Source organism: Pseudomonas guariconensis (genome assembly GCF_015680235.1).
In the GTDB taxonomy this organism is placed as follows: Bacteria; Pseudomonadota; Gammaproteobacteria; order Pseudomonadales; family Pseudomonadaceae; genus Aquipseudomonas; species Aquipseudomonas guariconensis_A.
This window is the reverse complement of the sequence record NZ_JADLJL010000039.1, coordinates 24,773-43,794: the sequence shown is the minus strand read 5'-3', so window position 1 is coordinate 43,794 and position 19,022 is coordinate 24,773. Positions and strand designations below refer to the sequence as shown.

At 64.4% G+C, this 19,022-nt stretch carries 18 protein-coding genes; 14 read left to right on the top strand and 4 right to left on the bottom strand.

Going from position 1 to position 19,022, the window contains the following annotated elements; all coding sequences use genetic code 11:
* Positions 1 to 214 precede the first annotated feature (214 nt).
* The 3 genes from lon (at position 215) to IRZ56_RS20360 (ending at position 5,093) form a co-directional block, all read left to right on the top strand.
* Entirely contained in the window at positions 215 to 2,611 is a 2,397-nt protein-coding gene (gene lon, locus IRZ56_RS20370; RefSeq protein ID WP_196146594.1) for an endopeptidase La, read from the top strand.
* Positions 2,612 to 2,764: 153 nt separating this feature from the next.
* Positions 2,765 to 3,037 carry a nucleoid-associated protein HU-beta gene (hupB, locus tag IRZ56_RS20365; RefSeq protein ID WP_011533117.1) on the top strand — a complete coding sequence of 91 codons (273 nt, stop codon included), beginning with the start codon at positions 2,765 to 2,767 and terminating at the stop codon, positions 3,035 to 3,037.
* A gap of 184 nt (positions 3,038 to 3,221) precedes the next feature.
* A complete protein-coding gene (locus IRZ56_RS20360) occupies positions 3,222 to 5,093 on the top strand; it encodes a SurA N-terminal domain-containing protein (RefSeq protein WP_196146593.1) in 1,872 nt (623 codons plus the stop codon).
* 378 nt (positions 5,094 to 5,471) lie between these two features.
* On the opposite strand, the gene IRZ56_RS20355 is transcribed toward IRZ56_RS20360, so the two are convergent.
* Positions 5,472 to 6,512: a patatin-like phospholipase family protein gene (locus IRZ56_RS20355; RefSeq protein WP_196146592.1), complete on the bottom strand. Its 1,041-nt coding sequence runs from the start codon at positions 6,510 to 6,512 to the stop codon at positions 5,472 to 5,474.
* Between the two features lie 162 nt (positions 6,513 to 6,674).
* Between IRZ56_RS20355 and IRZ56_RS20350 the strand changes: the two genes are divergently transcribed.
* Entirely contained in the window at positions 6,675 to 6,953 is a 279-nt protein-coding gene (locus IRZ56_RS20350) for a hypothetical protein (protein ID WP_084854798.1), read from the top strand.
* A gap of 14 nt (positions 6,954 to 6,967) precedes the next feature.
* Positions 6,968 to 7,735: a CHAD domain-containing protein gene (locus tag IRZ56_RS20345; protein WP_196146591.1), complete on the top strand. Its 768-nt coding sequence runs from the start codon at positions 6,968 to 6,970 to the stop codon at positions 7,733 to 7,735.
* A 5-nt stretch (positions 7,736 to 7,740) separates the two neighbouring features.
* Here the strand turns inward: IRZ56_RS20345 and IRZ56_RS20340 are convergent, their stop codons facing one another.
* The 3 genes from IRZ56_RS20340 to IRZ56_RS20330 form a co-directional block, all read right to left on the bottom strand.
* A complete protein-coding gene (locus IRZ56_RS20340) occupies positions 7,741 to 8,109 on the bottom strand; it encodes an Mpo1-like protein (protein WP_196146590.1) in 369 nt (122 codons plus the stop codon).
* A 76-nt stretch (positions 8,110 to 8,185) separates the two neighbouring features.
* A complete protein-coding gene (locus IRZ56_RS20335) occupies positions 8,186 to 9,664 on the bottom strand; it encodes a methyl-accepting chemotaxis protein (RefSeq protein WP_196146589.1) in 1,479 nt (492 codons plus the stop codon).
* A 104-nt stretch (positions 9,665 to 9,768) separates the two neighbouring features.
* Complete coding sequence (locus IRZ56_RS20330) at positions 9,769 to 10,566, bottom strand: TatD family hydrolase (RefSeq protein ID WP_196146588.1); 798 nt, start codon at positions 10,564 to 10,566, stop codon at positions 9,769 to 9,771.
* A 155-nt stretch (positions 10,567 to 10,721) separates the two neighbouring features.
* On the opposite strand from IRZ56_RS20330, the gene IRZ56_RS20325 reads away from it, so the two are divergent.
* The 9 genes from IRZ56_RS20325 to kdpA all read left to right on the top strand — a co-directional run bounded on the left by IRZ56_RS20325 (position 10,722) and on the right by kdpA (position 19,013).
* Complete coding sequence (locus IRZ56_RS20325; RefSeq protein ID WP_196146587.1) at positions 10,722 to 12,128, top strand: transglycosylase SLT domain-containing protein; 1,407 nt, start codon at positions 10,722 to 10,724, stop codon at positions 12,126 to 12,128.
* A gap of 183 nt (positions 12,129 to 12,311) precedes the next feature.
* Positions 12,312 to 12,620, top strand: a complete 309-nt coding sequence (locus IRZ56_RS20320) for a hypothetical protein (protein WP_196146586.1) — start codon at positions 12,312 to 12,314, stop codon at positions 12,618 to 12,620.
* A gap of 86 nt (positions 12,621 to 12,706) precedes the next feature.
* Entirely contained in the window at positions 12,707 to 13,180 is a 474-nt protein-coding gene (gene greB / locus IRZ56_RS20315; protein WP_196146585.1) for a transcription elongation factor GreB, read from the top strand.
* A 151-nt stretch (positions 13,181 to 13,331) separates the two neighbouring features.
* Positions 13,332 to 14,120, top strand: a complete 789-nt coding sequence (locus tag IRZ56_RS20310; protein WP_196146584.1) for an alpha/beta fold hydrolase — start codon at positions 13,332 to 13,334, stop codon at positions 14,118 to 14,120.
* Positions 14,117 to 14,971 carry an alpha/beta hydrolase gene (locus IRZ56_RS20305; RefSeq protein ID WP_196146583.1) on the top strand — a complete coding sequence of 285 codons (855 nt, stop codon included), beginning with the start codon at positions 14,117 to 14,119 and terminating at the stop codon, positions 14,969 to 14,971. Before IRZ56_RS20310 ends, IRZ56_RS20305 begins: the two co-directional genes overlap by 4 nt.
* 109 nt (positions 14,972 to 15,080) lie before the next feature.
* The gene (locus IRZ56_RS20300; RefSeq protein WP_196146582.1) at positions 15,081 to 15,863 is read left to right on the top strand and encodes a DUF4892 domain-containing protein; all 783 of its coding nucleotides are present in this window, start codon (positions 15,081 to 15,083) and stop codon (positions 15,861 to 15,863) included.
* Between the two features lie 12 nt (positions 15,864 to 15,875).
* Entirely contained in the window at positions 15,876 to 16,937 is a 1,062-nt protein-coding gene (locus IRZ56_RS20295; protein WP_196146581.1) for an AI-2E family transporter, read from the top strand.
* Between the two features lie 282 nt (positions 16,938 to 17,219).
* Complete coding sequence (gene kdpF, locus IRZ56_RS20290) at positions 17,220 to 17,309, top strand: K(+)-transporting ATPase subunit F (protein ID WP_196146580.1); 90 nt, start codon at positions 17,220 to 17,222, stop codon at positions 17,307 to 17,309.
* Positions 17,310 to 17,318: 9 nt separating this feature from the next.
* Entirely contained in the window at positions 17,319 to 19,013 is a 1,695-nt protein-coding gene (gene kdpA, locus IRZ56_RS20285; protein WP_196146579.1) for a potassium-transporting ATPase subunit KdpA, read from the top strand.
* Positions 19,014 to 19,022: the final 9 nt, after the last annotated feature.

Here is a 19,022-nt window from a genome sequence, read left to right as displayed (position 1 = left end):
CTGAAGAGCCTTTTTTCAGCACAAAAACAAACGCCCCGAACAAGTCGGGGCGTTTGGTCTAGGGCCTATCAGTGTGTTTTCACACAGTCTGTACGGGCCCCTTTCTGCTTTTCCGATCTCAGCGCTTGTATTTTTGCAGACCTGCCCCCACATTAGGTCCAAGCATCATTTCCACCGGTTTCCGGCCATTAAGGGCCGCTGTAGAGGCGAAATCATGAAGACCACCCTCGACTTGCCTCTCTTGCCATTGCGCGATGTCGTTGTCTATCCGCACATGGTCATCCCACTGTTCGTGGGGCGCGAGAAGTCCATCGAAGCCCTCGAGGCCGCGATGACGGGCGAAAAGCAGATCCTGCTGCTGGCCCAGAAGAATCCTGCCGATGACGATCCAGGCGAAGACGCCCTGTACCGCGTTGGTACCATCGCCACCGTCCTGCAATTGCTCAAGCTTCCCGATGGTACCGTCAAGGTGCTGGTCGAGGGCGAGCAGCGCGGTGCGGTAGAGCGTTTTACCGAAACCCAAGGGCACGTCCGTGCCGAAGTGTCCCTGATCGATGAAGCGGAAGCTGCCGAGCGCGAGTCGGAAGTCTTCGTGCGCACGTTGCTGTCGCAATTCGAGCAGTATGTCCAGCTGGGCAAGAAGGTCCCGGCTGAAGTCCTGTCCTCGCTCAATAGCATCGAGGAGCCGGGGCGCCTGGTCGATACCATGGCGGCCCACATGGCGCTGAAGATCGAGCAGAAACAGGAGATCCTCGAGATCGTCGACCTGCCGACCCGGGTCGAGCACGTTCTGGCGCTGCTGGACGCCGAGATCGACCTGCTGCAGGTCGAGAAGCGTATCCGTGGCCGGGTCAAGAAGCAGATGGAGCGCAGCCAGCGCGAGTACTACCTGAACGAGCAGATGAAGGCCATTCAGAAAGAACTCGGCGATGGCGACGAAGGCCACAACGAAGTCGAGGAGCTGAAAAAGCGCATCGAAGCCGCCGGCCTGCCCAAGGACGCCCTGGCCAAGGCCCAGGCCGAGCTGAACAAGCTCAAGCAGATGTCGCCGATGTCCGCCGAGGCGACCGTGGTGCGCTCCTACCTGGACTGGCTCGTACAGGTGCCGTGGAAGGCCCAGAGCAAGGTGCGCCTGGACCTGGCCAAGGCCGAGGAAATCCTCGATGCCGACCACTATGGCCTGGAAGAGGTCAAGGAACGCATCCTGGAGTACCTTGCCGTACAGAAGCGCGTGAAGAAGATCCGCGGCCCGGTGCTGTGCCTGGTCGGCCCGCCTGGCGTGGGCAAGACCTCCCTGGCCGAATCCATCGCTGCCGCCACCAACCGCAAGTTCGTGCGCATGGCCCTCGGTGGTGTGCGTGACGAGGCGGAGATCCGCGGTCACCGCCGTACCTACATCGGCTCCATGCCGGGCCGGCTGATCCAGAAGATGACCAAGGTGGGCGTGCGCAACCCGCTGTTCCTGCTCGACGAAATCGACAAGATGGGCAGCGACATGCGTGGCGACCCGGCCTCGGCATTGCTGGAGGTGCTCGACCCCGAGCAGAACCACAACTTCAACGACCATTACCTGGAAGTCGACTACGACCTCTCAGACGTGATGTTCCTGTGCACCTCGAACTCGATGAACATCCCGCCGGCGCTGCTTGACCGCATGGAAGTCATCCGCCTGCCGGGCTACACCGAGGACGAGAAGATCAACATCGCGGTCAAGTACCTCACGCCCAAGCAGGTCAAGGCCAACGGCCTGAAGAAGGGCGAGCTGGAGATCGACGTCACCGCGATCCGCGATATCATCCGTTACTACACCCGCGAAGCCGGCGTGCGTGGCCTGGAGCGCCAGATCGCCAAGGTCTGCCGCAAGGTGGTCAAGGAGCACACCGGCGAGAAGCAGCTCAAGGTCAAGGTCACCGGCGAACAGCTCGAGCATCTGCTCGGCGTGCGCAAGTTCCGCTACGGCCTGGCCGAGCAGCAGGACCAGATCGGCCAGGTCACCGGCCTTGCCTGGACCCAGGTAGGCGGCGAACTGCTGACCATCGAAGCGGTGGTCATCCCCGGCAAGGGCCAGCTGATCAAGACCGGCTCCCTGGGCGACGTCATGGTCGAGTCGATCACCGCCGCGCAGACCGTGGTCCGCAGCCGTGCCCGCAGCCTGGGTATCGCCGCCGATTTCCACGAGAAGCATGACGTGCACATCCACATGCCCGAGGGCGCCACGCCCAAGGACGGCCCGAGCGCGGGCATCGGCATGTGCACCGCGCTGGTCTCGGCCCTGACCCAGATCCCGGTACGCGCCGATGTGGCCATGACCGGTGAAATCACCCTGCGTGGCCAGGTATTGGCTATCGGTGGCCTCAAGGAAAAACTCCTGGCGGCGCATCGGGGCGGGATCAAGACGGTGATCATTCCCGAGGAGAATGTTCGCGATCTGAAGGAGATTCCTGAAAATATCAAACAGGATCTTCAGATCAAACCGGTCAAATGGATTGACGAAGTCCTGCAAATTGCGCTGCAATACGCCCCGGAGCCCTTGCCAGATGTGGCTCCGGAGATTGTCGCGAAAGATGAAAAGCGCGACGGCGATGCTAAGGAAAGAATCAGCACGCACTAGTACGTATTTCGCTGGGGGGCTTTCCTTGACAGTTTTTTCGGGGCCTTGCTATAAAACGGCACGCCAGTGTCAATAGGCCGCCCAGTGCTCGTTTCATAAGCTTTTCATTACATACTTAGAAACAAACTCAATAGAGATATAAGGGGACTTAGAGTGAACAAGTCGGAACTGATTGACGCTATCGCCGCATCCGCTGACATTCCGAAAGCTGTAGCTGGCCGTGCGCTGGACGCAGTCATCGAATCCGTCACCGGCGCCCTGAAGCAAGGTGACGATGTTGTACTGGTTGGCTTCGGTACCTTCTCGGTCAAGGAGCGCGCCGAGCGCACCGGCCGCAACCCACAAACTGGCAAGGCGATCAAGATCGCTGCCGCCAAGGTTCCAGGTTTCAAGGCTGGCAAGGGCCTGAAAGACGCCGTCAACTAAGTCGTCTCTTTCAGCCGGGCTTGGCCATGCCAGGCCCGACCGCGTGACGGCGGGGCCGCAAACGTTCCCGTTGGCACGCTCGCTTTGAAAAGGCGCATCCCACAGGATGCGCCTTTCTTCTATCAGGACTCTACCCACGCTCCACGGTTGTCGACGCAGTGGTACAACCGTTTCTGGGGGACGCATGCTGCAGAATATCAGGGACAATTCACAAGGTTGGATTGCCAAGACCATCATCGGCCTTATCGTTGTGCTGATGGCGCTGACCGGCTTCGAGGCCATCTTCCAGGCCACCAGCCATAGCCAGGACGCTGCCAAGGTGAACGACGAGACCATCAGCCAGAACGAGCTGAGCCAGGCCGTCGACTTGCAGCGCCGTCAGCTGATGCAACAGCTGGGCAAGGATTTCGACCCCGCGTTGCTGGACGAAAAAATGCTGCGCGAAGCCGCGCTCAAGGGGCTGATCGAGCGCAAGCTGCTGTTGCAGGGCGCCAAGGATGCCAAGTTCTCCTTCTCCGAAGCCGCGCTGGATCAAATGATCCTGCAGATGCCGGAGTTCCAGGTTGACGGCAAGTTCAGCGCCGAACGCTTCGACTCGGTCATCCGCCAGCTGGGCTATGGCCGGATGCAGTTCCGCGAGATGCTGACCGAGGAAATGCTCATCAGCCAGCTGCGCACAGGCCTGGTCGGTAGCAGCTTCGTCACCGACAAGCAGGTCGAGGCCTTTGCCCGACTGGAGAAGCAGACCCGTGACTTCGCCTCGCTGACCTTCAAGGCCGACCCGGCCGCGGTCAAGGTGAGCGACGAGGAGGTCAAGGCGCACTACGACCAGCACGCCAAGGAATTCATGACGCCAGACCAGGTGGTCATCGATTACATCGAGCTGAAGAAGTCGGCCTTCTTCGACCAGGTCGAGGTCAACGAGGACGAGCTCAAGGCCCTGTACGAGAAGGAAGTCGCCAACCTGGCCGAGCAGCGCCATGCCGCGCACATCCTGATCGAAGTCAACGACAAGGTCTCCGATGCCCAGGCCAAGGCCCGCATCGAGGAGATCCAGCAGCGCCTGGCCAAGGGCGAGGATTTCGCCGCCCTGGCCAAGGAGTTCTCCCAGGACCCAGGTTCGGCCAACAATGGCGGTGACCTTGGCTTCGCAGGCCCCGGCGTCTATGACCCGGCCTTCGAGCAGGCGCTGTACAAGCTGAACCAGGACCAGGTATCGGCGCCGGTGCGCACCGAGTTCGGTTACCACCTGATCAAGCTGCTGGGTGTCCAGGCGCCGGAAGTGCCGACCTTCGCCAGCCTGAAAGACAAGCTGACCCGCGAACTGAAGACCCAGCAGGTCGAACAGCGCTTCGTGGAAGTGACCAAGCAGCTCGAGGATGCCGCTTTCGAAGCCTCCGACCTGGCCCAGCCGGCCCAGGACCTGGGCCTGAAGGTGCAGACCTCGGCAGCGTTCGGTCGCGAGGGCGGCGAAGGCATCACCGCCAACCGTTCGGTGGTCCAGGCAGCGTTCAGCGAAGAAGTGCTGGACGAAGGCGCCAACAGCAACGCCATCGAGCTGGACCCGGAAACCGTGGTCGTGCTGCGGGTCAAGGAGCACCGCAAGCCGTCGCAGTTGCCGTTGGAGGCCGTGGCCAAGAACATCCACGACCACCTGGCCAAGGAAAAGGCGATCGCCGAACTCAAGGCCAAGGCCGACAAGCTGATCGCTGGCCTGCGTGATGGCTCGGTCGCCGCTGATGCGGCCCATGAGGGCCAGGCGTGGAAGGTTCAGGAAGCGGTCACCCGCGGCCAGGACGGTATCGACCCAGCCGAACTGCAGGCAGTGTTCCGTCTGGCCAAGCCCGAGTCCAAGGACAAGCCGGTATACGGCAGCGTGGTCCTGGGCGATGGCAGCTTGGTGGTCCTGCAGCTCAAGGGGGTCAACGAAGGTGCTGCGGCCACCGACGAGGAGAAGACGCAAATCCGTCGCTACCTTGCCTCCCGTGCCGGCCAGCAGGACTTCGCCGCCTATCGCAAGCAGCTGGAAGCCAACGCCGACGTCACTCGCTACTGAGTGCCCGCCCCGTAACGAAACAGGCCGCTTATGCGGCCTGTTTCGTTTCGAGCCTCGCTTGAACTTGCAAGAGATATCCCAGCCCTTCGGGCTGCGATGTCGCGCAGAGAACAAGCGGCTAGCGCCGCCCCCCTGTGGGAGCGCGGCTTGTTCCGCGATTAAAGGCGAAGCCCTTGCCAGGCGACGGTGATATCCGGCCCGGCCCAATCGCGGGACAAGCCCGCTCTCACAAGACTCGCAAAATCAAATAGTCATGCGTTGTTCTATGAGAGCGGGCTTGCCCCGCGATCACGGGCGCAGCCCGTGCCATGTATCGCGATGGCGCGCCGGCCAATCGCGGGACGTACGCGTGGCAGTGCAGGGTGAACACCCAGGCACCTAACGCCGCTCGCCTTCATAGTTATCCAGCGTATCCCGCGCGATCTCCCGCCCCAGCGCGATCAGCTCCGGCGCCTTGTAGAACTCGAAGAAGCGGCACACCCGCTTGGGCACGTTGATCAGCACATCCGGCGGATAGCCGGCGATCTTGTACTGGGCCAGGGACGTCTGCATCACCTCGAAGCTCTGGTTGATCAGGTCGAGTAACGAGGCCGGCCCGACGTTGTCGATGATGAACGAACCGGTGGCCGACCTGGGCGCCCCCCCGCGTTCCGGCGCCGCGGCCGGTTGCTGGCTCTCCGGGTCTGCCGACTCCCCGAGCCAAGGGTTATGGGCAGCCAGGCTTTCGGAGACGATTTCCTGCTCGATGCGTATCAGCTGTTCGGCCGGCTTGCGTCGAAAGGGCATGCGCGAGCCAAGCGAACTGATCAAGGAATCGAAACGCATCTTGAACGCCGCCGGGCGTTCGATCACCGGCAACTGGTACTGCTTCTGGTTGGTGGCGTTGAGGTTCACCGCGATGATCAGGTCGCAGTGGCTGGAAACCACCGGAACGATCGGCAATGGGTTGAGAATGCCGCCATCGACCAGCATCCGGTTACCCTGCATCACCGGCGTGAACAGGCTGGGAATCGCTGCCGAGGCGCGCATGGCCTGGTGCAGGCAGCCTTCCTGGAACCAGATTTCCTGCTGGTTGGTGAGGTCCGCCGCCACGGCCGTGTAGGGAATGGACAATTGCTCGATGTTCACCTCGCCGACGATCTTGCGAATCTGGCCGAACACCTTGTCGCCACGGATCGCGCCGAGACGAAAGCTCACATCCACCAGGCGCAGCACGTCCAGGTAGTCCAGGCTTTCGATCCAGCCCCGGTATTCGTCCAGCTTGCCGGCTGCATAGATGCCGCCGATCACCGCCCCCATCGAGCAGCCGGCGATACAGGCGATTTCGTAGCCTCGTCGTTCGATTTCCTCGATCACGCCGATGTGCGCGTACCCCCGGGCACCGCCGGATCCCAGTACCAATGCCACGCGTTTGCTCATGATCGTCCCCCTCACTGCTGTGCAACCATGGTCCAACAATGCACCCATTGCTGCCTATGCTTCAATGTAGACCGCGCTGGGCTACGCTGAGCAGGGCACTTTTCGCTTGCCTGAGCGTCGAACGGCCACTCAATTCGTTTGTTCAATTTCGAGGTATTACCGATGAAAGCATGGATCTGCCTTCCCCTCCTGGCCCTGGCCCTGGCTGGCTGCGCAGGCAAGACGGCTTATCGTGACAGCTGTGCGAACCAGCTCGATGCCGCCTGGAAGGAACTGGACCTTGCCAAGGCCGAAGGCTTTGCCGGCACCGTCAGCTATTCCAAGGCCCTGTCGCTGCTGACCGGCGCCAAGACCCAGCAACAGTTCGAAGCGTTCGAAGGTTGCTCGCGCAAGGCCGAGAAGGCGCGCTTCTACATCCGTGAATCCCGCGCGGGGCGTTGATGCTGGAGTGACCTATGGCTTCCATGCTCGATCATGTCATTGCCCAGGTGCTGGCCGTTCAGGTGCGTCTGCTGGCGTGTCGTGAACGGTTGGCTGCAGATGTCGACAGCGAAGCGCTGCACGATTTGCGTATCAGCCTGAGGCGCCTGCGCAGCCTGCTGCGGCCCTTGCGCGGGCTGCCGGGTGTGGAGCAGCTGGAGGACGCGGCGAAAGCCTTGGGCACCTTGACCACGCCCCTGCGTGATCGCGAGGTGCTGGCAGCGCACCTGATCGGGCAGGGCCATGAACAGGTCGGTCGCCAACGCCTGCAGGGCAGGGCCAAGACCTTTGCCAGCGTGGCCGCCAGCCGCCAACTTACCCGGGTGCTGGCCATCATCGACAACTTCCCGTTGTTCCTGCGGGTCAGTGCCCGGGAAGGCCTGGTGGACGATCTGGGCAAACGCATCGACAAGCGCCTGCGCAAGCAATGGCGCAAATTGGAAAAGGCCCTGGCCGACCCTGCCCATGATCGTCATCGCCTGCGCCTGCTGATCAAGCGGGCGCGCTACGGCGACGAGGCCTATCCGCAATTGAGGCATGCCGGCAAGAAACTGCAGCGGTTGCTCAAGCGGGCCCAGGGCGACCTGGGCGACTGGCACGACCGCGTCCAGTGGTTGCTGTTGGTGCGCGAGCACGCCGACCTGGCGCCGTTCAAGGCGGCTTGGGAGTGCGAACTGCACGAGGCCGAGGGCAAGGCCGATATCACCCTGCAAGCCTTGCAGGCGGCCCTGGCGCGTCGTTAGCTGCCTCAACGGCGGTGCTTGTGGCGCTCGCGCCAGGCACGCCACCAGGCGCCACTGAAGACGAAGCGCGCAAAGGTGATGAACTGCTCGGTCAGGAGACGCTGCACGGCATCCTTGCGGTTGGCGAACGGCTCCGGTTGTTCGGCTTCCAGGCGGTGCCCCTGACGCTGCAGACCCAGGCCCGCGGCCAGGGCGATCACGCCGACGGCAACCTGGCTCAGGTCGAGGCCGAACAGGCCCGAGAGCACCAACAGCGCGCCTAAGATGAACAACGGCACGGCGATCAGGTGCAGCACCAGGTTGGTCGGGTGACGGTGATTATGGTGGTAGCCACGCCATTGCCAGGCGGGCAGATTGGGCAGTCGTTTGCTCATGGGCATTTCCTCATCGGTCATGCCCAAAGCTTAGTGCGGCCCCCTGGCGAGGGCCAATCGAGGCGGGTTATCGACCCTATAGCTTGAGCTGGCCGATGGCCTTGTTCAGCTGCGCGGCCAGGGTCGCCAGTTCGCTGCTGGTGGTGGCCGAGCCGACCGTCTGCTGGACGGTCTGTTCGGTGACATCGCGGATGCTCACCACCGCCCGGTTCATCTCCTCGGCAACCTGGCTCTGCTGTTGCGCGGCCACGGCGATCTGGGTGTTGCTCTCGCGCATCTGCGCCACCGCGCTGGTGATCTCGAGCAGCGCTTCGCCGGCCTCCTGGGCTTGCTTGACGCAGTCATCGGCCTTGTATGAGCTCTCCTGCATGAACTCCACCGCATCCCGGGTACCGGCCTGCAGCGCCGAGACCATGGCGGTGATTTCATCCGTGGAGCTTTGCACGCGCCTGGCCAGGTTGCGCACTTCGTCCGCCACCACCGCGAAGCCGCGGCCCAGGTCGCCGGCCCGGGCGGCCTCGATGGCTGCGTTCAACGCCAGCAGGTTGGTCTGCTCGGCGATGCTGTGGATCACCCCGACCACGCCATTGATGCGCTGGCTATCCTCGGCCAGCTGGCGAATCATCTCGGCGGTCTGCTGAACCCCGCCGGACAACCCGGCGATCGAGCCCTGTACCCGGCTGACCACGGCCTGGCCGCTGCCGGCCAGGGCGTCGGCGCTCTGGGACAGGTCGCGGGTGGCACCGGCATGCTGGGCGATATGGTGCACGGTGGCGGACATTTCATTGATCGCCGTGGCCGCTTGGTCGGTTTCGCTTTGCTGGCCGATCATGCCGTGGCGTACTTCGTCCATGCTCGCGGCCAGGCGTGCGGCGCCGGCGTCCAGTTGCGCCGCGGTGTGCGCCACGGTGCTGACGATGCGGTGGTAGGTGGTTTGCATGGCATTGAAGGCGCCCGCCATCTGGCCGACTTCATCGCCGCAGGACAGCGGCACACGGGCGGCCAGGTCGCCGGTCTTCTCCACGTGGAGCATCACGTCCTTGAGGGTATTTAGCTGGCTGAGCAGAAAGCGGATCAGCAACTGCGAGGCACAAAGCATCGCCAGCATCAGGATCAGCACGCAGACGGCATAGCGGCTGAAGCGTTCGAGGAACACCTGGCGCAGGCTCGGCGCCTGGGCCAGTACGGCGACTTGCTGGTCGCCATGGCGTACGACCTGGGCGCCAAACAGTGGGGTGTCGCCCAGGATCCTGGCGTGGGGCAGCGCGACCCAGCCCTGGGCGTTGGCCAAGGCCTCGCGCGGCTGTTCGGCGATGACCGGCACCTGCCCGGCCTGCCAGGCCACCAGGTTGGGCTGCGATGGCAGGGCTTGCCCGGACGGCCAGGCGCTGATCAGCTCGGCCTGGGCGGCCGCCGTGTCGCGGGCTCCTTCGGCGCGCGCCTGCTGTTCCAGGTGCACGGCGTAGAGCACCAGCAGCAAGGTGGTGATGAAGGCCACCGCGTTGACGGCCCAGAACTTGTATTTCAGGGAGATATTGCTAAGCCAGGCACCCATGGACAGGTCTTCTCTGAGTTGAGCGGAAACAACATTGGCAAGGTGCCATCATTGTGCCTGCTCACCCCAGAGCATGACTTGATATGCGTCAACAAAGGCTGGGCCTACGCCAGCTGGAAGAACGCCTGCGCCGTGGCGGTGGTATGGGCTGCCGTGTCTTCAGGGCGTTCGCCCCGGTGCAGTGCCACTTCGCGCAATACCTCGGGCAGGAAGGCCGGCTCGTTGCGCCCGTTCTTGGGTTTCGGCCGCAGGCTGCGCGGTAGCAGGTAGGGCGCGTCGCTTTCCAGCATCAGGCGGCCTTTTGGGATGTTGCCGACCAACGGATGCAGGTGGGTGCCGCGGCGCTCGTCACAGATCCAGCCGGTGATGCCGATGTGCAGGTCGAGGTCCAGGTAGGCGAACAAGGCCTCGCGCTCGCCGGTGAAACAGTGCACCACGGCGGCGGGCAGGTGGTCGCGGTAATCCTTCAGGATCGCCAGCAGCCGTTCGCTGGCGTCGCGCTCGTGGAGGAACGCCGGCAGCTGCAGTTCGGCGGCCAGGGCCAGCTGCGCGTGCAGGGCTTTTTCCTGGAGCGGGCGAGGGGAGAAGTCGCGGTTGAAATCCAGGCCACACTCGCCAACGGCGCGCACGCGCGGCTGCGCCAGGAGCTGGCGCAAGTGGCCCTCGCTGGCGACGTCCCAATGGCTGGCATCGTGTGGGTGGACGCCTGCGGTGGTGAACAGGTGGCGGCTTTCGGGGTCCAGCTGCAAGGCCAGTTCCAGGGCCTGTTCGCTGACACCCAGGCTGGTGCCGGTGAGGACCATCTGTATCACGCCGGCCTGCACGGCGCGTTCGACGATGGCGGCCTGTTGGTCATGGAAGCTGCTGTTGGTCAGGTTGACGCCGATATCGATCAGTTGCATGGTGCTCACTCGTGCCGCGGGTCGGCCAGCATAGCAAAAATCGGGAATTTCTAATAAATCCCAGAACTTCAAGCGGTTGTCGTGGTCTTTTGGCGTCATTTGTCATGGGTGGATGCGCCATGACGCCAGCCCACCGCCCATGGACAGGTTCTCGCATGCTGCGATCGCTGCTGATTTTTCTGCTGATCTTCGGCCTGACCCTGGCCGGGCCGGCCAATGCCCGTTTGCCTGGCCCGCAGCAGCACGTGCCGGCCGGCCAGGTGCGGGACCTGGCGCAGATCCGCAGCAGCAAGGTGCTCAGGGTGCTGGTGAACCAGAGCCGCAACAGCTCGGGCGAGGTCAAGGGCGAGCCGGTGGGCGTCGAGTATCACCGTCTACGAGGCCTGGAACACTACCTCAATGCTCGCGCCCGGGACGGCCAGGAAATCCGCCTCAAGCTCATCCCACGAGCCAAGGAGCAGTTGCTCGCCGCCCTGCAGCGGGGCGAGGGCGACCTGGCGGCGCCGGGCGAACTGCTGGACCCGTCGCTGGTGCGCGGTGTCAGCGGCAGTGCGCCGGTGCGCGACCAGGTGCAACTGATGTTGGTCGGGCGCAAGGGCGAGCGCAGTTTCAGCCGCGTCGAGCAGTTATCCGGGCGTACCGTCGCCCTGACCAGCGCCAGTGCCGCTGGCGCTGTGATCGAACAGCTCAACCAGCAGTTGGCCTTGCGCAAGCGCGCCGCGATCAAGGTGGAATGGGTGGACCCGAGCCTTGCCGTGGAGGATGTGCTGGAAATGGTCCAGGCTGGCATCTACCACCTGACCGTGGTGGAGGGCCCGATCGCCCAGCGCTGGGCGCGGGTGATGCCGCGCCTGCGCCTGGACAGCCGGGTCAACCTGGGTCAGCCCCGGGCGATGCGCTGGTACGTCAGGCGCGATGCCAACATGCTGCTGGCCACCGTGGACCGCTTCCTCCAGGGCTATCGCGCGCCGGCGAACCAGGACGCGGCCTTCGAGCGCATCTACCGGCGCCAGTACCGGGTGCACGACCCGTTGGCACGCAAGAACCGCAAGCGCCTGGAGTCGGTGCGTGCGGTTTTGCAGAAGCATGGCGCGGCGCAGCAGATCGACTGGCTCAACCTGGCGGCGCTGGCCTTCAAGGAGTCGACGCTCAATCCCGCGGCGCGGGGCAGCGGTGGCGCCCATGGGTTGATGCAGATCACTCCATCGGCGGCCCGTCGCGTGGGGGTGAGCAATACGGCGACCGTTGATGGCAATGTCCAGGCCGGTGCCCGCTACCTGGCGCTGATCCGACGCAAGTTCTTCGCCAGCCCCCAGCTCAACGAGCGCGAGCGCATGGCATTCGTGCTGGCGGCCTACAACCTCGGGCCGGAGCGGGTCCAGGCCATGCGGGCCGAAGCACGGCGCCGTGGGCTCAACGGCAACCAGTGGTTCTTCCAGACCGAGCGCATCGCCATGGAACAGGTGGGCATGGGTCCGGTCAATTTCGTCAACAGCGTCAACAAGTACTTCCTGGCGTTCAATCGCCAGCGGCAATCGTTGGAGCCTGTGGCCAAGCGCTGAATCCTTCACAGGTGGCTTGTAAGTTGCAGCTCGAGCCTCTAGCATACCGTCTGCGCCGATTTAAACAGCTACTTGCGGGGCGCGGGAGAGGCCCCACGGGGTCATCCGAAATACCGCTAAAGCGCTGGTTCGGTGACGCCTCCCACCGCTGCCCAGCGGGATTCGCGAGGCAGAGATATCTCCATGAGTTGTCCACGTACCAGTGTCTGCTTGAGCCCATTGCCTGCCAACCAGGCTTCCCGTACACCGCGCATCCTGCTCGGCGGCCAGCATCAACCCACGCTTTTACGTAACCTTGATGGCCTGTCACGGCGCAAGGGCCAGGCGCGTGCGTTCCTGGTCCAGTTCGCCGAAACCTGCGACGGCCTGGCCGAATTCGCCAATGACCGTTTCGATCTGGCGGTCATCCAGGCGCCTCTGGCCGACGAGGCCGCCGACGTGATCGGCCAGCTCACCCGCATCGCCCGCCAGGGCTTGATCACCCGCCGTTGAGGCGCGTGTGGCACCTGGCGTTTTTCGTTAAGCTCGGTGTCTCGGCAGGTTCGCGCCTGCCGGGGATGCACTGAGGAGAATACGGCTTGAGCACCAACATCATCACCATCGAAGGTCACGAGGCCCTGAAGAAGGAGCTCGACCACCTGTGGCGGGTCTATCGCCCCGAGATCACGCAAAAGGTCACCTGGGCGGCGTCCTTGGGCGATCGTAGCGAGAATGCCGACTACCAGTACAACAAGAAGCTGCTGCGCGAAATCGACCGCCGGGTTCGCTACCTGCGCAAGCGCTTGGAAGACGTCAAGGTCGTTGCTTATTCACCCGAGCAGGAAGGCAAGGTGTTCTTCGGGGCGTGGGTGGAGATCGAGAACGACGACGGCGAGGTGTTGACGTTCCGCATCGTCGGTTATGACGAGATCCATGGCCGCAACGACTACATCTCGATCGACTCGCCCATGGCCCGGGCGCTGCTGAAGAAGGAAGAGGGCGACGAGGTGGTGGTGAACACGCCTACCGGCGAGGCCACCTGGTATGTCAATCGTATTCACTATGGCCAGTAGTGGCGCTGGATCCGGAAAGCTCCACAGGCACGAATGCCATAAAGGCCTGAGGATGGCCTGATCGCCCTCTTGGATGACTTTTCCGAACGTTGCCGCCCCAGCGCCCCTTGTCGAAAATGAACCTTCATTTTCCACGCAGGCCCCGGCCGCCATGTCGCAGCAGATCTTCTTCGCCCACGCCAACGGCTTCCCCTCGGCCACCTATGGCAAGTTGTTCGCTGCCCTGGCGCCGGACTACCAGGTCCGGTACCTGGCCCAGCATGCCCATGACCCGCGCTTTCCGGTGAACGACAACTGGCAGAACCTGGTCGATGAACTGCTGCACCATCTTGCCCGGCAGGGCCAGCCGGTGTGGGGCGTCGGCCATTCCCTGGGTGGCGTACTGCACCTGCATGCGGCCTTGCGTTGCCCACAGTACTACCGTGGTGTGGTGATGCTCGACTCCCCGGTGCTGACCCGTGCCGACCAGTGGCTGATCCGCGCGGCCAAGCGTTTCGGCTTCATCGACCGCATCACCCCCGCCGGGCGCACCTTGGGGCGGCGCGAAGCCTTCCCTGACCGCGATAGCGCACGGGCCTACTTCGCCAGCAAGACCTTGTTCCGCCATTTCGACCCCGAATGCCTGGAGGCCTACCTCGAGCATGGCCTGCGGTCGGCCGGGGAGGGCTTGCGCCTTTGCTTCGACCCGGACACCGAAATCCGTATCTACCGCAGCATTCCCCATGTCAGCCCGGCGCCCGCGCGCCAGTTGCAGGTGCCGTTGGCCATGGTGCGGGGCGATCGCAGCGGGGTGATCCGCCGGCACCATGCCCTGGCCGTGCGCAATATGCCCAAGGGTGAATACCACAGCATTTCGGGCGGGCACATGTTCCCGCTGGAGCGCCCGGGCGATACCGCCAGGCTGCTCAAGGGCCTGTTCGACCGCTGGAGCCGCCCATGAACACGCAAGTCGAGGAGGTCCGCCTCGCCCTGGGCCACATCGAGCTGGCGGCGCACCTGTTCGGCCCGGCCGATGGCCTGCCGGTGATCGCGCTGCATGGTTGGCTGGACAACGCCAACAGCTTCATCCGCCTGGCGCCGCGTTTGAAAGGCCTGCGCATCGTCGCCCTGGACCTGGCCGGGCATGGGTATTCCGAACACCGTCCCCCGGGCGCCGGCTATGCCTTGGCCGACTACGCCCATGACGTGCTGCGGGTGGCCGAGCAGTTGGGCTGGCAGCGCTTTGCTCTGCTCGGGCATTCCCTGGGGGCGATCATTTCGGTGCAGTTGGCCGGTGCCTTGCCAGACCGCATCAGCCACCTGGCACTGATCGACGGCGTGGTGCCGCCCACCGGGCGCGAGCAGGACGCTGCCGAGCGCCTGGGCATGGCCCTGCAGGCGCAGCTGCGCCTGGACGGCAAGCGCAAGTCGGTGTATGCGACCCTGGAGGAGGGCGTGCAGGCACGCATGAAAGGTATGGTCGCGGTCAGCCGCGAAGCCGCCGAGCTGCTCGCCCAGCGCGGCCTGATGCCGGTACCGGGTGGCTACAGCTGGCGCAGCGACAGCCGCCTTACCCTGCCATCACCGGTGCGCCTGAACGAGGCCCAGGCCATGGCCTTCGTGCAGCGCGTCGCGTGCCCGGCCTGCCTGGTGATCGCCGCCGACGGCATGCTCGCCCGCCACACGGCCTTGCTGGAGCAGCTACCCTTCGAGACGGTCACCTTGCCCGGTGGCCATCACCTGCACTTGAACGACGACCAAGGCGCAACCCTTGTTGCAGACTGTTTCAATCGCTTCTTCGGCTTTTCTTGACTTGCACCGGACAAGTGTCGAGGCTTGGCGGGTTGAACAGGGAGACAACCATGCACATGCCAGACATCCTGGAGAGTTTCACCGTCGCCCCGGGCGTGAAGGGTGGCCGATGAGCGCACGTATTCTTATCGCCGCATGCCTGGGCCTGGCCAGCCCGTTATCGTGGGCCGGCAGCCTGCCGGTGCCGGTGGACGCCAAGGTGGTCGATCAGCGCCCGGCCGTGGAGCAGGAACGGGTCTACCCCATGGGCCCACTGCGCAAGATCAGCGGCCGGTTGCGGGTCGAGGAGAAAGTCGAAAGCCGCGGGCAGGTGAGTTCCGTCACCTACGAGCTGCCCGTGGAGCGCACTGCCCGTGAAGCCTTCACCAGCGCCCGTGAAGCCTTGCAGCGCGATGGCGGCTATCCGCTGTTCTGGTGCCAAGGCCGCGATTGCGGCGAAGCCAGCCTGTGGGCCAACGAGGTGTTCGCCAATGCGCGGCTCAACGGCGGCGACGAGCAGCAAGCGTTCATCCTCCTGCGCCGTTCTGCCGACGAAGCCGACACCCTGGTGTCGCTCTACAGCGTCACCCGTGGCAATCGCCGTGCGTACCTGCATGTCGAGGAGTTCGTCTCCGCCACCCCTCTGGGCGAGCTGCTGCCGACCCCGGCCACGGTGCTGCGCGAGCTGCGCGACACCGGCAAGCTGGACTACCCTGATCTGGCCACGCCGCAACCGGCCTGGGTGGCTTTGCTCGGGCGCAGCCTGAACCTGGACAGCACCTTGCGCGCCAGCCTCAGCGGAGCCCAGGCCGAAGCCTGGCGCGAGCAGTTGGTGCAGGCCGGAGTACGCGCCGCGCGCCTGGAAGTGGGGGCTGCAGCCACCGATGGCCTGCACCTGGAATTGATCCGTTGAGCGAGAGCCATGATGGCCAACAATGACCGGCTGTTGATCCAGATCCTCCTCCTGGCCTTGCTCGGCGCTGGCCTGTGGGTCATGGCTCCGTTCATCTCGGCGTTGCTGTGGGGGGCGATCCTGGCCTTCGCCAGCTGGCCATTGATGCGCCTGCTCACGCGTGCCCTGGGTGGGCGGGAAACCCTCGCTGCTGGCCTGCTCACCGCCGTGTGGATTCTGCTGGTGGCTTTGCCCTTGGTGTGGCTGGGCTTCAACCTGGCCGACCATATCCGCGACGCCACGGCTTTCGTGCGTGACGTGCAGGTCGATGGCCTGCCCGATGCTCCGGCCTGGCTGGGCAACATACCCTTCGTGGGTGAACGCCTGGTTGCCTGGTGGGCCTCCCTGGACCAGCAGGGCGCCGCGCTGATGGCGTCGATCAAGCCGTATCTGGGGCAGGTGGGCAACTGGTTGCTGGCGCGCAGCGCGCAGATCGGCAGCGGCGTGCTCGAGCTGACCTTGAGCCTGGTGTTCGTGTTCTTCTTCTACCGCGACGGGCCGCGCCTGGCGGCCTTCGTCCTGCGCCTGCTGCAGCGGTTGATGGGCGAGCGCGCCGAGTACTACCTGGACCTGGTGGCCGGCACCGTGCAGCGTGTGGTCAACGGCGTGATCGGCACCGCCGCCGCCCAGGGCCTGCTGGCCATGATCGGTTTCCTGATCGCCGGCGTTCCGGGCGCCATCGTGCTGGGGCTGGTCACCTTCATGCTCAGCCTGATCCCCATGGGGCCGCCGTTGGCCTGGATACCTGCCACCGGCTGGCTGGTGTGGAAGGGCGAGTACGGCATGGCGGTGTTCCTTGGCCTGTGGGGCACCTTCATCATCAGTGGCGTGGACAACGTGCTCAAACCCTATCTGATCAGCCGTGGCGGCAACCTGCCGCTGGTGATCGTGCTGCTCGGGGTGTTCGGCGGTTTGATCGCCTTTGGCTTCATCGGCCTGTTCATCGGCCCGACATTGTTGGCAGTGGGCTACAGCCTGCTGCTGGACTGGAGCCGCAACGCCGGGGCGCAAACGCCGCAGCCCCCACAGGCGTAGCCGTCACGATCACCCAACGCCTTTCCCTGTAGGAGCGGCCTTGCGCCGCGAAAGGGCCGCGCAGCGGTCCTAGGATTTCGATGATAACGCCATGATAGCCGGGGCCGCCTTGCGGCCCTTTCGCGGCACAAGGCCGCTCCTACAGGTGAGGGTAGGGGATTCAGAGGCCTGATCTTTACGCATTCTTTATCCCCTGGGCGCCCCCTCGGCCTCGTCCCTTTACGCTCCACCCTCCGACAATCTTCCTGACGCGGCAGGCGCCGTGAAAAGGGAGACAAGCGCATGAACATGCTCGAAGGGGTGTCACTGCTTTTGGCAGTGGCGTTGGCGGTCTATCTGCTGGTGGCGCTGCTGCGCGCCGATCGCGGCTAGGGAGCGGCCATGCACAGTTACGACTACGTCTTGCTGGCGGCTTTCTTCGCCATCGTGCTGCTGCCGGCACCTTGGCTTGGGCGCTTCTGCTTCAGGGTGATGGAAGGCCGGCGTACCTGGCTGTCACCGATACTCGGGCCGGTAGAGCAAGGCTGCTACCGCCTGGCCGGCGTGCGCGCCGAGCAGGAACAGGGCTGGAAGCAGTACGCCCTGGCGCTGCTGGCGTTCAACTTGGCGGGCTTCGTGAGCTTGTTCGCGGTGTTGTTGCTGCAAGGCCACCTGCCGCTCAACCCGCAACACCTTCCAGGCCAGGAATGGTCGCTGGCGTTCAACACCGCGGTCAGCTTCATGACCAACACCAACTGGCAGGCGTACAGCGGCGAGGCCTCGGTCAGCTACCTGAGCCAAATGATCGGCCTGACCGTGCAGAACTTCGTCAGTGCCGCCACCGGCTTGGCCGTGCTGGTGGCCTTGTGCCGTGGCATCGCCCGGCGTTCAGCCGCCACCCTGGGCAACTTCTGGGTGGACCTGACCCGCGCCACCCTCTACGTGCTGCTACCGCTGTGCCTGATGCTGGCACTGCTGCTGGTATGGCAGGGGGTGCCGCAGACCTTCGCCGGCTACGCCCATGCCCTGACCCTGCAAGGCAACGACCAGACCATCCCCTTGGGCCCGGTCGCCAGCCAGGTCGCCATCAAGCAACTGGGCACCAACGGCGGCGGCTTCTTCGGCGTCAATTCGGCCCACCCGTTCGAAAATCCGACGGCCTGGAGCAACCTGTTCGAAGTGGCGTCGATCATCCTCATTCCAGCCGCGCTGGTGTTCACCTTCGGCCATTACGTCAAGGACCTGCGCCAGAGCCGCGCTATCCTCGCCTGCATGCTCGCTCTGTTCCTGATCGGCGGCGCCGTGGCGCTCTGGTCCGAGCAACAGCCCAACCCGGCCCTGCAAAGCGCCCAGGTGCAACAAGCGGCACCGCTGGAGGGCAAGGAGAGCCGTTTCGGCACCACTGCCTCGGTGTTGTGGACGGTCACCACCACGGCCGCCTCCAACGGTTCGGTCAATGCCATGCATGACAGCCTCAACCCCCTCACCGGCATGGTTGCCATGGTCAACATGATGGTGGGCGAAGTCATCTTCGGCGGCGTGGGGGCCGGCTTGTACGGCATGCTGCTGTTCGTGCTGGTCGCCGTGTTCCTGGCGGGGCTGATGATCGGGCGCACGCCGGAGTATCTGGGCAAGAAACTACAGGCGCGGGAGGTGCAGTTGCTGGTGGCGACCTTGCTGGTGATGCCGGTCGGAGTACTGGTGCTCGGTGCCGTCACCGCCAGCCTGCCGGGGCCTGCCAGCGCGGTGACCAATCCGGGCGCTCACGGCTTCAGCCAGCTGCTCTATGCGTACACCTCGGGCGCGGCCAACAACGGCTCGGCGTTCGCCGGCTTCGGTGCCAACACGCCATACCACAACCTGATGATCGGCCTGGCCATGCTCATTGGCCGCTTCGGCTACATCCTGCCGGTGCTGGCCCTGGCCGGCAGCTTGGCGGCGAAGCAACGCGCACCCCAGGGGCTGAACAGTTTCCCCACTCACGGCCCCCTGTTCACTGTCCTGCTGCTGGTGACCATCCTGCTGGTCGGTGGCCTGACCTTCCTGCCAACCCTGGCCCTGGGGCCGGTCGCCGAATACCTGAGCCTGGGTTTCTGAGGAATCCTC

Excerpts from the sequence above, each read along its gene's own strand:
- lon (WP_196146594.1), top strand. The coding sequence starts at position 215 with ATGAAGACCACCCTCGACTTGCCTCTCTTGCCATTGCGCGATGTCGTT.
- IRZ56_RS20360 (WP_196146593.1), top strand. The coding sequence starts at position 3,222 with ATGCTGCAGAATATCAGGGACAATTCACAAGGTTGGATTGCCAAGACC.
- IRZ56_RS20355 (WP_196146592.1), bottom strand. The coding sequence starts at position 6,512 with ATGAGCAAACGCGTGGCATTGGTACTGGGATCCGGCGGTGCCCGGGGG.
- IRZ56_RS20350 (WP_084854798.1), top strand. The coding sequence starts at position 6,675 with ATGAAAGCATGGATCTGCCTTCCCCTCCTGGCCCTGGCCCTGGCTGGC.
- IRZ56_RS20345 (WP_196146591.1), top strand. The coding sequence starts at position 6,968 with ATGGCTTCCATGCTCGATCATGTCATTGCCCAGGTGCTGGCCGTTCAG.
- IRZ56_RS20340 (WP_196146590.1), bottom strand. The coding sequence starts at position 8,109 with ATGAGCAAACGACTGCCCAATCTGCCCGCCTGGCAATGGCGTGGCTAC.
- IRZ56_RS20335 (WP_196146589.1), bottom strand. The coding sequence starts at position 9,664 with ATGGGTGCCTGGCTTAGCAATATCTCCCTGAAATACAAGTTCTGGGCC.
- IRZ56_RS20330 (WP_196146588.1), bottom strand. The coding sequence starts at position 10,566 with ATGCAACTGATCGATATCGGCGTCAACCTGACCAACAGCAGCTTCCAT.
- IRZ56_RS20325 (WP_196146587.1), top strand. The coding sequence starts at position 10,722 with ATGCTGCGATCGCTGCTGATTTTTCTGCTGATCTTCGGCCTGACCCTG.
- IRZ56_RS20320 (WP_196146586.1), top strand. The coding sequence starts at position 12,312 with ATGAGTTGTCCACGTACCAGTGTCTGCTTGAGCCCATTGCCTGCCAAC.
- IRZ56_RS20310 (WP_196146584.1), top strand. The coding sequence starts at position 13,332 with ATGTCGCAGCAGATCTTCTTCGCCCACGCCAACGGCTTCCCCTCGGCC.
- IRZ56_RS20305 (WP_196146583.1), top strand. The coding sequence starts at position 14,117 with ATGAACACGCAAGTCGAGGAGGTCCGCCTCGCCCTGGGCCACATCGAG.
- IRZ56_RS20300 (WP_196146582.1), top strand. The coding sequence starts at position 15,081 with ATGAGCGCACGTATTCTTATCGCCGCATGCCTGGGCCTGGCCAGCCCG.
- IRZ56_RS20295 (WP_196146581.1), top strand. The coding sequence starts at position 15,876 with ATGGCCAACAATGACCGGCTGTTGATCCAGATCCTCCTCCTGGCCTTG.
- kdpF (WP_196146580.1), top strand. The coding sequence starts at position 17,220 with ATGAACATGCTCGAAGGGGTGTCACTGCTTTTGGCAGTGGCGTTGGCG.
- kdpA (WP_196146579.1), top strand. The coding sequence starts at position 17,319 with ATGCACAGTTACGACTACGTCTTGCTGGCGGCTTTCTTCGCCATCGTG.